We start from the raw sequence: 12,079 nt of genomic DNA on the forward strand, positions 1-12,079 counted from the left end.
CAGTTTGTTTATTGGTCGGGCATTCATCCCACAACTTTAGAAGATGGGGAATTCTGCCCGACATTTTAGTTAAAATCCAATCGCATTTCAGGATAGATTGTGCGATGGGATAAATAAGATTACTATTTATTAAGGTTTACAAATAAAAATTTAGAGGAAACAAAATTTATGCCTTATACCGAAGAAGAAGGTGGATTGTTAAATAATTTTGCTCGAGAACCCCAAATGTATACAGCAGAAGAGCCAAATCCAGCGCAAAAGCGCAACTATGCAGTTTTTGGCGTTCTAGCATTTTTGCTTTTAGGTGGTGTTTTGGTCGTTGCTGTATATGCTTCTAGTGTGAGTTAAGATTTTAAACATTTAACTTAAAATAAATTAAATTTTCACAAAGTGATCGTGATGCCCCTCATGCCAATAATTCAGCCTGGGGCATTTCTATGTCGTGAGACAATTAAAAATAAGAGACACAGATATCAAAAAAGTTGATTTATCAAGGTAACTAAACAAAAATGTTTAAGTCATTCTGCGCTGGGTTGTTAATTGTTATGAGTTTATTGGTTACAAGCTGTGCCACAGGGGTAACTGGGTTACAAAGTTATGTTAATACTAGCAAGGGGTATGAATTTCTCTATCCTAATGGTTGGATACCCGTTAATCTTGGCACTTCTGCCAGAAAAGCAGTAGATGTTGTCTTTCGTGATTTGGTTGAAAGAACCGAAAATCTGAGCGTTATTATTAATGATGTTCCTGATGGTAAAACTTTAGAGGATTTAGGTAGTCCTTCTGAAGTAGGCTATCGTCTACTTAAAGCAATTAACAATAACCCTGAAGGGGAAAGAGAGGCTGAGTTTATTCGAGCAGAAGCCAGAGAAAATAAAGATAAGAAGTACTATCTATTGGAGTATGAAGAAGAATTACCCGAACAGGGAACAAGACATAATATTGCTAGTGTAGCAGTAAGTAGAGGTAAAATTTTTACTTTTAATTTATCAACTCCCGAAAAACGCTGGGATACAGTCAAGGATGCTTTTGAGGTGGCAGTTAAATCTTTTACTGTGCGTTAATAGCAAATCTTTTTTCCTATTTGAGCGCCAAAGTAAATCATTAACTGTCTATGACTGCCAATAATACATCCCCACCTTTTGTTTTGGCTTCGGCTTCTCCAGCTCGTCTAAAGTTGCTGCGGATGGTAGGAATCGAGCCAATTGTGTGTAAGAGTGATTTTGATGAAGATCAGATTCAGCTTGAGGATGCAGCAGAATTAGTCCAAACTTTAGCTAGGTGCAAGGCGGAGACTGTAGCGCCAAAGTTTAAAGGTGCATTAGTTTTGGGTTGCGATTCGGTATTAACGGTTAACGATCGCATTTATGGTAAGCCAGAATCTCCCCAGATAGCGATCGCCCGTTGGCGAGGAATGCGCGGTAAAATGGGTAAAATCTATACAGGTCATGCTCTAATTGACTTGGAACAGCAGAGGCAGATTGTTCGCTGTGGTATTACCCAAGTTTATTTTGCGAATTTGAGCGATCGCACTATTGAAGCCTACATTGCTACTGGCGAACCCCTCAACTGCGCTGGTAGCTTCGCTTTAGAAGGTAAAGGTGGTATGTTTGTAGAAAAGATCGCAGGTTGTCACAGTAATGTGATTGGTTTAAGCTTGCCTCTGTTTTACCAAATGGTCGAAAGCTTGGGCTACAATGTCACAAATTTCTGGCATTAGTGATTCAAGCTTTGAAATTGAAAATAATACTGTTTGTCCTAAAGGATACCGCTTCGCATATAGCTTTTAGTTTTTGGATGAACAGGAATAATTGATTTGTCTACAACTAATTCTAATTCGCCTCAAATTTAACCATGACATCAAGCAAGCAAACTACAGCAAAACCTCTGGCTCAGGAAATCTTTCAGGTTCTAACCAATGCCATCAGCGAAACAGCCCAAATTGAGGTGACAACTTATCTTGATAGCTGGGATTTAGATCACCTAGAGCAATCGGCATCAACCAGTAGATTTTATACTCAAATCGATCTGCTCAACCAAACGGTTCAACATGAAGTTGATCTCAAATTGATTGACAATTCTACCTATGGCGAATTACAACGATGGCATATTGAACAAGTACGCCGAAGACAAGAATCTTTAATCAAGAATCTTGCCAGCTTAGAACAGATGCGACAGATGATTACTAATCAAAATTGTACTTAAATTCTAGCTAGGTATAGCTTGCTCAATTAGATATGACCTCTAGAAGATTAAAACCGATGACATCTAGCGAAGATTTTAAACAGGCAATTAGAGCAGGTAATATTAGCGAGGCGTTTCTGGTGGCGATGAGCAACGCACCTGAGTTAAACATTACCACTACAATAGTTACCGCTGATGGGCAAAAAATAGCTGCCAACAATGGTCAGATGGATAATTATCTGCATACTCACATCAATTTAATTGAAGGCAAAGTTGAAAATGAAATTGGCGAAAAGCTAACAGGCGATCGCTATTCAGAAATTAAAGAATTCCATATTCAGCAGGTAACTCAAGGACACCAAACAATTCAACATAATTTGATTAGTTTGCAAAAGATGTTCCAGCTGATGTCATCTTTTCAGCAGCAGCAGACGACAAATAATGCCAATTGGGTGGATATTGCCACAGATGTCTCCCGTGAATCTTTACCGACACAACCCAATGTTAATCAACTTTACGGTAATAGGCATAATGCCTTGGTGGCTAGTAAAGTAGGCAACCAGAACACAAATAATGCCAATCATCATCTAGCCGAGAGGGACGAAAACAATTTTGAACCTCAATTACCTGCTTTAAATACTGAAGATGAGCAGATGGTGAATGATCTGCTATCTTTGACTGACATTGACGATGCAACAGAGTCAGAAGCAACTCTCAACAACCAACCAGACTGGAGTGAGTGGTTAGACGAAGAACCTGATGTCAAAACTGGAGTATTCGATCTAAAATCTCTCAATATCCAAGAAGCCAATGAGAATTGGCACAATTGGGAAGAACAAAATGAAGCAGTGAATACAGAAACTCCTGAATCGTAAATCAAAACCTGTTTAAAAGCTGCCGTTTATGCATCAAAATCTGCTGAAAAATATTACCACGGTGGAAATTAGCACTGTGATTGTCGATGAGATTGTCGATGAAATCTTTATTCCTTGGGAAGTTTACCAAGCTATTTATATTCTTTCTCGATCTTATCTGGAGCAATCGGCAATCAATTTGTCGTTGTGGAATCGCTACTTACAGTTACGCCGTCAGCTTGAATTAGCTTATTGTCTGTTGCTGATCGATGCTAGTTCAGCACAATATAACCGCCTGCTGGTAGAGGAAATAAAACGCGATCTGCCGATTCTAAGTCAGCAAAACGTTGATTGGGAGAAGATTCCGACAAGATTACCCGAACCAATTCCCCATAGTCGTAATTCAATGTCTCAGGTTAATCAACTCTTAAAAGAACGCCAGTTTATTGATGTTTTGCAGCAGTTAAACAAACGTAAAATTGCTTTAGATCGACGGGATCGCATTTTGCGTAGTTCATCCCATCAGCATAATATTACGGATACGACTTATGCTCAAACATCTCTACAGCTCAACGGTAAAATTGTGAATCGTTATGACCAAGCAATTTTGGGACGCAGCGATCGCAATTTACTCTTGCAACTGCACGAACAGTCAACCGCTACAGGGGAACAACAGTGGCGTGGTTTGGTCAAGTTTATACTTTCTTTGGTCGCACGTCAGTAGGTATCGTGGATAACAAAAATTTCCCTGTAGACAGCAACGGTCTTTTAAATTCTTGTATTCAGCTTAAATTCACCAGAATCAGTCCCAAGGTAACTATTCCCCAGCAAGTTTGTTTTCGTCTGGATGGCAAGCTGCTGGAGCAGATCGCCCACAATCAGGCTAATCAGGTCAAATTAGCTGTATCTGCGACTAATTTGGCTAATCTGCGTCATTATACTCTGTTAAATCTGCCTTGGTCACAACCCTTAACTTTCACACAATCTAGTTTAACTTTTTCCACAGAATATTCATTAGATAACCAGCAGCCTTCGACAATTTTGTTTCGGAGTACTATCAGCTTAGAGGGCAAAATATCTCAGCAAATTAAGCAAGAACTTGCTCACAATCCTTCACTACTCAAGCAAATATCTCAGGCTCATTATTGGCTCATTGCCGAAATCTTGGCGCAACTCCCCTTTAAATCAAAGGCTGGATCTTCCTGGTTGCTAGTTGGGTTTTTGGCGATCGCCATGGTCGTAATTAATATTTTAATTTGGTATTTAATTCCGCTTAACTATCTAACCAAGCTGTCAATTTGTTTGGGTATCTTTTTACTCTTAAAATTACTTTTAACCAGACTAATAAAACACCAGCTTAAATATTGGATCATCTATCATTTGTTAGATAGACTGTCAGCAAACAGTGGTTTTAGACAACGTATAGGCTTAAAAGTTATGAGCTTTCTACTTTAATTTGACTATTTTTTAATCGTACTTACCGAAAATAGATATCTAGATTTCCACACTAGAGTTCTCGTCAAAATCTGTCAAAATAAAATAAGTTAGCCGAGGACACAAACAATAAATATGAACTTCTCTCTTTCTTCCCTGTACGATTGGTATCGCAACGCAGTTCGTCACCCTAAATATCGTTGGTGGGTAATTTTAGGGACTGTTATTTATTTAGTTAGCCCAATCGATATTGCACCAGACTTTATTCCAGTTTTGGGTCAAATAGATGATGTAATGTTAGCAGGCTTATTATTTACTGAATTATCACAAATGATGATTGCTAAATTGCAAGCTCGTCAAGAAAATAAAAACGTTACTACAAATGCCAGCACTGAAAATCCTGCCAGCAAAACTGTTGATGTTGACGCAGAAACCGTTGCTACTAGCTAGGTCAAAGTTATCTAAGACATTAAGTAGTAACTAGTAAGTAAAAAGTTAAAATATGCAGCCTAAAAACAACAAATCTATGCTTTACTCATAAGTCTACAAACCCTGATTGGGAGAGGAATGTAATCGTCTTCAAGTAGAAGCAATATCATGTAATCCTTATAATCCTCTCCACAGAGTTTTGACTCCAGGAAAACTGTCATGTCGGCAAGATAAAAATTCTCTAAGCCGAGCAATTAAAAGCATTGCTTTATGATTGAATTAAATTAATATTCCAGGTAGTAAAACATGTTGCAATTTATCATAACTTGGTTGGCAGCTGCTGTTTCCCTAATCGTGACAGCATTTATTGTCCCAGGATTCACTATAGTGAGCTTTTCTTCTGCTGTAGTGGGGGCAGCAGTTTTGGGTTTAGTGAATGCTGTGGTTAAACCAATTTTAGTTTTGTTCACTCTGCCGTTGACAATCTTGACTTTGGGACTGTTTCTTTTGGTAGTAAATGCGATCGCATTGGGTTTAGTCAGTTATCTGACCCCAGGTTTGACTATAGCTGGATTTTTTCCTGCTGTTTTGGGATCAATTGTGCTGACTATAGTGTCGGGATTCATTAATCAAATTTTTGCTGCTGTATAAATATGAAAAAGGGTTGATACAACAATGGTTATATCAACCCCAGCCTTGGGAACGCGCTTTTAACTTAAAATATAATTCTTGTTACTGAAGAACTAGTTTGACGTTGGCATTCTGTAAACCGCGTTGTTTAACGTCAGCCAAAGTTTTGTTAACAGCGTATTTTTGGTTGATTGAGTTGATTAGCTCAGTTTGGTTGTGCTTTTTAGCAACACCCCAAAGGTCAGCGATTAGGTCGAATGTACCATCACTGTTTTCAGACCAGCCTAGATCGTATTCGCCTTCTAAAGTTGCAACGATATCAGCACGAAGTCTTTGACCGTTGTAACCACGAACGTCAGCGTTAGTTTGAACGTTGATTCCAAGATCGCGAAGGGAATTTACGAGAATTGCAGAATCGCTAATTTTGGTGCGTAGAGTGCTAAAGTGAGACATTTGATTTCCTCCAGTAGAAGAGATGTAAACAACAACTTTGAAATTAATAACCGTCTATATTGACGAGTTATTTTCCCGAAAACTGCTAGCGAGTGCTAGCCTCTGCTTCTGCAACTCCTAAGAAATTACAGAAGAAAGCCTGTTAAAACTCCAGTCGCTGATATTCAGCAACGGAGGCTGATGCAGGTCTGGCTCTTTGCCTAGCCCAATCTCTTAGGGCTGTTACCTGTTCAGTCATTGTCCGAGACAAAGGCAAGGTAGCTTTAATTGCAGCAATTATATCCAGCTGCGTAAACTCCCTGTCTTGAGCAAAAGCATCATACATTGCGGCGATGATTGCCTGCTCGATCTCTGCCCCAGAAAAACCATCGGAAACTTTGGTTAACTGTTCCAAATCGAAGCGATTGATTTCAGAACGTCTTTTGCCCAAATGAATCCTAAAAATATCTTCTCTCTCTGCGGAATTAGGTAAGTCCACAAAGAATATTTCGTCAAATCTACCTTTACGGAGAAACTCTCCTGGCAATCTTTCAACTCGGTTGGCTGTTGCCATCACGAATACAGGGGATTTCTTCTCCTGCATCCAGGTTAGGAAAGAACCAAAGATTCGACCAGATGTTCCACCATCAGAATCACCAGAACCCCCTCCCCCAGCAAAAGCTTTATCTAGCTCATCGATAAACAGAATTACGGGGGAAATAGATTCAGCAGTTTTTAAAGCACTGCGTAAATTGGCTTCAGAGCGTCCGACAGTAGAACCATCATAGACGCGACCCATATCTAAACGAAGTAGAGGTAAGCTCCATAGGCGCGAAGTCGTTTTGGCAATCAAAGATTTACCACATCCAGGAACACCTAGAATTAACATTCCTTTGGGTTGAGGTAGACCGTATTCCCTAGCTCTCTCGGTAAAAGCGTTAGAACGCTGTTTCAACCAGCCTTTCAACTCTTCTAATCCACCCACTGAATTTAGAGTTTCATCTTCCTCAATGTACTCTAAAATTCCATTACGACGAATCAACTGCTTTTTCTCTGACAAGACGATTTCAACTTCGCTTTCCGTCAGTTTGCCAGCTTTGACCTGAGCTTTGCGGTACACTTTTTCTGCCTCGTCCTTAGTCAAACCAAGGGCGGCTTTAAGCAACTTTTCTCTAGTTTCAGTATCTAAACGACTCCCTCTGCCTTTATCCAAACGCTCTGAAAGAACTTGATTTAGTTCGCTTAAGTTGGGTAAAGGATAGTCTAGAACCACAACTTCTTTCTCTAGCTCAATTGGCACAGTCTGTAGAGGAGACATGAGGATAATTACCTTGTTAGAGCCTTTAAAAGATGCGATCGCATCTCGCAGCCATCTTGTTATTACAGGTCCATCGAGAAAAGGGTGAAGATCTTTGAAGATGAATATTCCACCTTCTTTTTGCCTAATTGTCCATTCGATCGCTGCTTCGGGTGATACTGTGTTGTGCTGTGTTGCTTGACGAGCTTGACCGTACTCAACCATACCTCTGGTAACAGTCCAAACAAATACCTGCTTATACTCAGCATTGTCTTTAGCAATTTTAGCGATCGCCTGCTCTGCCCGTTCTTCTTCTGGCGTGATCAGATAAATTAACGGATATTGAGCCTGGACTAGAATATTTAGTTCTTCTTTCATGATATCGACCTCACTAAACCCCTTGCTCGCTAAAGTTTTAACCTGTTTTTAATCTGACCTCAAACCCTATAAGCAGGAAACTAGTTCCTCTTCGTTAGGCTTTTCTGAGCTTTTTCCTTGATTGGCAACATCCAAAGCAATCCTATCTTGAACCGTAGTGGCTCGACTACCAAGAGAAACCATCTCACCATTTCGCATTACCATCGGTGAATCACAATCAGGACACATATGGATCTGATGAGTTTTGCCCTCAGCGGATGACTTAATTTCGTCTACCTTTTCAGGAAACTGAATGTAAAAAGCGATCGCCTTTTCTACTAATGCTGACATTGATTCAATATCTACCGCGGCTTTAATCTTTAGCTTACGATGCAGCTCTGGAGGTATATATAAAGTGATTTTTTGCTTACTTTGCATATCGCTTAAGTTTAATAATTACCCGGGTATACAATTTAATTTACTCAAGCTAACTATTTCTGTCAAGACAGTATGCTGTTATGACGTCATTATTGTAATATTACTTAACAAAGTTTTTAAAGGCGATCGTCAATTTACTGGCAACTAGTCAATTTGCTGAACTGTAAAACAATTTCATCAACTCCTTGGACTATCGGAGCGCTAGGCTGATTAATAGGTTGGTTAGTAATAATACTAAAGACCAAAGTTCCGTATTCTGGATGGTCGATATAGCCCGATAAAGCCTTTACTCCACGAAGAGTTCCTGTTTTAGCTCTTACAGTTCCTTGAGCGGTAGTCTGCTGTAAGCGATGTTTGAGAGTGCCACTAATCCCTGCCACAGGAAGAGAAGCTAAGAAAACCTCATGACCTCGACCATCATACATAGCCCTGAGGGTAGAAACTAAAGTTCGGGGAGTTGCCAAATTGTTATGGGACAAACCAGAGCCATCTCTCATCCGATAGCCATTAGTATCAACACCCAAACCTGTTAGAGCTTGCTGAACCGATTGAGAACCACCCAAGTGACTTAATAAAGCATTGGCATGAGCATTATCGCTGTTGAGGTTGGTTACTTTAATCCAATCGCTAATTGATGTTGAGTTGATTTGATTATCGGGATTAAATTCTTGTAACGCTGCTGCGGTAACCAAAAGCTTCATGTTAGAAGCAGGAACCATGTAAGAATCTGGGTTAAGACTATAAATATTTGTTCCCCCCAAAGTCTGCACTAGAATAGCCCATTTACCTTGGTTAAGTTCTGAGCGATCAATGATGCTGCTAATTGCCGTTGTAATATTACTAGAGCAAATACCAGAATTACTTTCTGGAGGTGGCAGAGGAACTTCAATTGAATCTAAACTATTGTCATTGTCAAAACTAATCGCTGTGTTGGCATTGGCAGAGAGACTAAAAGAACTAGTTAGAGTGAGAGTAATGCAGGTGGCAGCCAACGAAAGATAGTGTGTGAGATAGCGCATGAGTTTTGTCAAGTAAAAAGGGGAAACAGGTTAGATTGCTTGCTTAGAGAGTGATTGAGAAGACAAAGCTGGGGCAATTCAAATGCTTCAGCAGAAAATATGGCAAATAAACGATGCGTAGTGTTTATTTAAGCTCTACCCAGACGTTTCATATCAGTCATATAAAACTAATTTGTTAGCGTTGCTGTTGAAGATAACAACGTTGATGCCAACTTCTAATCAACTTTAGTTTTAAGTTATTCATCAAATCTAGGTACTTGTCGTATACTTGGAACAAGAATTTGACAATCTCAATCAAAAAGCTTTTTGTCTAGCCACGGTTGTAATCGATAATTATTAGCTTCGTCAAGCGAAAATTCCCAATTGTGATCTTTGATAATTTTTAAGTTGGACAAAATCTGTGGGGCGACAAGCAAGTTGTAAACAAGACTAAATAGGGGAAACAGCCCTTGTCCCCTTGAAATGATAAAGCAGTTGATGGGTTCAAAATGAAGTGAGGAATGAACTAAACCGCGTTTTTGATATTTAAATCTATTGCTTTGTCAATTAATTAATGAGTGGTGAGCAAGCTTGGAGTGATAAGTGATAAGTAATAAGTAATAAGTTTTTTACCTACTACCTACTACCTAACCTCAACCCATCAATTAATATTTGACAGACTACTATTATGTCTTGACCTTAAAATTGATCAAACTATCTCTGTGCCGTCAACTTTTCGAATGACCACGACTCCTGGCAGAGGAGGTTGATTAACTTGAGCGCTAGGCCAATTAGAACCTAAAGGTACTTGCCGTTGCTGTTTAAAAACTGTGCCATTGGTAGCTAGCATTTCAAAGTCTCTGATTTCTGTTGCCATATCTTGACGAATGCCGTTTTCCTCTCCTGGGTGCTGAATTGACAAAAAGAGGCTGCTGTTGTCCTTGTTAAAAGTTATACCAGTACATTCACACTCCATCGGTCCGATCGCAAAAGGATAAATTTTGCCGGCATTTTCTCCTGAAAGGGGAATGTACCATATGGAGTTATTACCAAACACGCCTATCAAGTCGCTACTTGCTAAAGTTTCTCCGTTTTCTACTCGGGTAGGAACCGGTTGATTATGCTTGCTGGTAGACATATCGGTTACTACCCAAAGATTGCCAGACTTATCAAGAGTTAAATTATCAGGATTGGCAAAACCCGCACCACCTTTGGCTATTTCTCCTCCTGTCGCCAACATGCTCCAGGTAAAGCTTAAAGCAGCAGGATCGCGATTATCTTCATCTAGCTTCATAATCCAGCCATATTCGTAGTCAGTCTCACTTCCTGGTCCCACAAAAATTGCCTGATCTGGGCCTCCTTCCTCATCCGCAGCGCCAGAGGTAAAGGCAACAAACAGAGTACCTAGATCGTTGATAACCGTGTCTTCTGGGCGAGCAGTATTCGTTACCCCTGCTGCGCTGGCGGCAACGTGAGCATCAATGAGAATTGCTCCTTGAATTTCTTCGGGACTATTGCCCTGATATAAATCCCCTAAAGTTTTAAACTGCTTAACTAACGACTGCATTTGTTCTTCTGTCGTCACTTCCATAATTCCCCCTACCGTGCGATCGCTATTGGGCATAATTACCATCCCTCCCACTACCTCCTGGGGAGATATTGGATTAATTAAGGTGTCAGGACTCAAAGGAATCCAGCTTCCGGTACCGTTGGGATCGAATTTGGCTCCGTAGAGCATTCCTGTTTCCAATAGACGAGAGTTGGCTTTGTCTTGAGGATTAATAATCTTACCGTCACTAATAAACTTGTATAGGTGTCCACCACGGCGATCGCATCCCGAATAGACAGCCAAATTTTTATCTGCCACTGCTCGAATTGCAAAAGCTTCATGACGATAGCGTCCTAGCCAGGTATGCTTGGTTCCATAGTCATTAGGATTAGCAGGATCGATTTCCACCATCCAGCCGTATTTATTCCCTGCTAAACCAAATACATTGGCTCTGCCGTTTACCTCCCCCGCCGAAAGCAAAAAGGGAGTCTTCTGCGGATTGAAAGATGAACCATCTGCCATGACTGGTTCGGGGACTTGATCGTGAAAGTTTTCTTCAGCACTGAGAACTGTTCCCCAAGGAGTTGTCCCTCCCGCACAATTTTGAAACGTACCAATAATGCGATCGCCTAAACTATCTTCGTAACCTAATTTATTTGGCTTCTTAAATACAGCCACTGCTGCACCAGTAGATTTGAGAGCTTGCTGGGGATTGTCTAGACCAGAAATGCCTGTAACTCGACGGTCTAAATCAGAAAATGTTCGTTCCCATTTACCTTCAGAATTACGCTTAACAGAAATTACTCCCAATCCTTGATCGATCAAACCTTCTCGCGAAATCAGGGTGATTTTTTCTTTGAGCGCGTCATCATCTTTTAACCTCAAAGCATCAACTGTGAACACAAGATCTTCATCCTCACCCAAGGGTTTAGCCAAAGCGAGTAATTCAGCAAAGGGTAGTTCTTTCCCAATTACAGTTGAATAAGTTTGCATCCATGTGCCACCACTAATATATTCAAAATTAACCGTCAGATAACCTTCTCCAGGAGCAGTTTCGATTAAAGATAGATAGTCATTGTTATAGCCAAAACGGGAATCTCCCACAGGATCGCCCCACGCAGCAATCAAATCGTAAGTAAAACCCTCTGGCAAGACTAAATCATCCTTTACTTGATAATTAGTGTAATTAGCAATTTGTTGAGGAATGGATAGTTGTTCTACATCTAAAGGCAGAGCCATTTTAACTGGTTGAAAGCTTAAGGTAGAATTGCTCTTTGTGGTTAATAATGATGAATTTTTGCCGAGCGCAGAGTTAGCTTCACCTTGATTACGCCATAGATTAGAAGTTAACGTTCCAGCGGTAGCACCTAGAAACATTAGAAAATTACGACGATTAACGTTCATCTGACTCCTCCCGTGGAGACCCCCGCTAAAACCGAGGCGGGTGTATTGAGCGCAGCGAATACCGCCTCGGTTT

The 12,079-nt window shown here is 40.3% G+C and carries 14 protein-coding genes; 9 read left to right on the top strand and 5 right to left on the bottom strand.

The features are described from left to right. The first annotated feature begins 168 nt into the window (after positions 1-168). From psb34 to C7B62_RS21075, 9 genes are all read left to right on the top strand, one after another. Positions 169-348, top strand: coding sequence for a photosystem II assembly protein Psb34 (gene psb34, locus C7B62_RS21035; RefSeq protein WP_106241888.1), 180 nt, complete (start codon positions 169-171; stop codon positions 346-348). 161 nt (positions 349-509) lie between these two features. Further along, positions 510-1,064 carry a photosystem II reaction center PsbP gene (gene psbP / locus C7B62_RS21040; protein ID WP_106241891.1) on the top strand — a complete coding sequence of 185 codons (555 nt, stop codon included), beginning with the start codon at positions 510-512 and terminating at the stop codon, positions 1,062-1,064. 50 nt (positions 1,065-1,114) lie between these two features. Beyond that, on the top strand, positions 1,115-1,720 hold the full coding sequence (locus tag C7B62_RS21045) for a nucleoside triphosphate pyrophosphatase (RefSeq protein WP_106241893.1): 606 nt from the start codon (positions 1,115-1,117) through the stop codon (positions 1,718-1,720). Between the two features lie 134 nt (positions 1,721-1,854). Then, on the top strand, positions 1,855-2,205 hold the full coding sequence (locus C7B62_RS21050) for a hypothetical protein (protein ID WP_106241896.1): 351 nt from the start codon (positions 1,855-1,857) through the stop codon (positions 2,203-2,205). A 56-nt stretch (positions 2,206-2,261) separates the two neighbouring features. Next, on the top strand, positions 2,262-3,059 hold the full coding sequence (locus tag C7B62_RS21055; RefSeq protein ID WP_106241899.1) for a hypothetical protein: 798 nt from the start codon (positions 2,262-2,264) through the stop codon (positions 3,057-3,059). A gap of 28 nt (positions 3,060-3,087) precedes the next feature. Continuing rightward, entirely contained in the window at positions 3,088-3,762 is a 675-nt protein-coding gene (locus tag C7B62_RS21060) for a hypothetical protein (protein WP_106241902.1), read from the top strand. Further along, positions 3,714-4,493, top strand: coding sequence for a hypothetical protein (locus C7B62_RS21065; protein ID WP_146132161.1), 780 nt, complete (start codon positions 3,714-3,716; stop codon positions 4,491-4,493). The genes C7B62_RS21060 and C7B62_RS21065 overlap by 49 nt, the downstream gene beginning before the upstream one ends. 114 nt (positions 4,494-4,607) lie before the next feature. Beyond that, a complete protein-coding gene (locus C7B62_RS21070) occupies positions 4,608-4,922 on the top strand; it encodes a YkvA family protein (protein ID WP_106241908.1) in 315 nt (104 codons plus the stop codon). A 285-nt stretch (positions 4,923-5,207) separates the two neighbouring features. Next, a complete protein-coding gene (locus C7B62_RS21075) occupies positions 5,208-5,552 on the top strand; it encodes a phage holin family protein (protein ID WP_106241911.1) in 345 nt (114 codons plus the stop codon). A gap of 81 nt (positions 5,553-5,633) precedes the next feature. On the opposite strand, the gene C7B62_RS21080 is transcribed toward C7B62_RS21075, so the two are convergent. The 5 genes from C7B62_RS21080 to C7B62_RS21100 all read right to left on the bottom strand — a co-directional run bounded on the left by C7B62_RS21080 (position 5,634) and on the right by C7B62_RS21100 (position 12,006). Then, on the bottom strand, positions 5,634-5,984 hold the full coding sequence (locus C7B62_RS21080) for a DUF1257 domain-containing protein (protein WP_106241913.1): 351 nt from the start codon (positions 5,982-5,984) through the stop codon (positions 5,634-5,636). A 142-nt stretch (positions 5,985-6,126) separates the two neighbouring features. Further along, positions 6,127-7,638, bottom strand: a complete 1,512-nt coding sequence (locus C7B62_RS21085) for an AAA family ATPase (RefSeq protein WP_106241916.1) — start codon at positions 7,636-7,638, stop codon at positions 6,127-6,129. Positions 7,639-7,704: 66 nt separating this feature from the next. Further along, on the bottom strand, positions 7,705-8,055 hold the full coding sequence (locus tag C7B62_RS21090; protein WP_106241919.1) for a hypothetical protein: 351 nt from the start codon (positions 8,053-8,055) through the stop codon (positions 7,705-7,707). 134 nt (positions 8,056-8,189) lie between these two features. Then, on the bottom strand, positions 8,190-9,074 hold the full coding sequence (dacB, locus tag C7B62_RS21095) for a D-alanyl-D-alanine carboxypeptidase/D-alanyl-D-alanine-endopeptidase (RefSeq protein ID WP_106241922.1): 885 nt from the start codon (positions 9,072-9,074) through the stop codon (positions 8,190-8,192). A gap of 688 nt (positions 9,075-9,762) precedes the next feature. Continuing rightward, the gene (locus C7B62_RS21100) at positions 9,763-12,006 is read right to left on the bottom strand and encodes a PhoX family phosphatase (RefSeq protein WP_106241926.1); all 2,244 of its coding nucleotides are present in this window, start codon (positions 12,004-12,006) and stop codon (positions 9,763-9,765) included. Positions 12,007-12,079: the final 73 nt, after the last annotated feature.

The organism is Pleurocapsa sp. CCALA 161 (assembly GCF_003003995.1).
GTDB lineage: Bacteria > Cyanobacteriota > Cyanobacteriia > Cyanobacteriales > Xenococcaceae > Waterburya.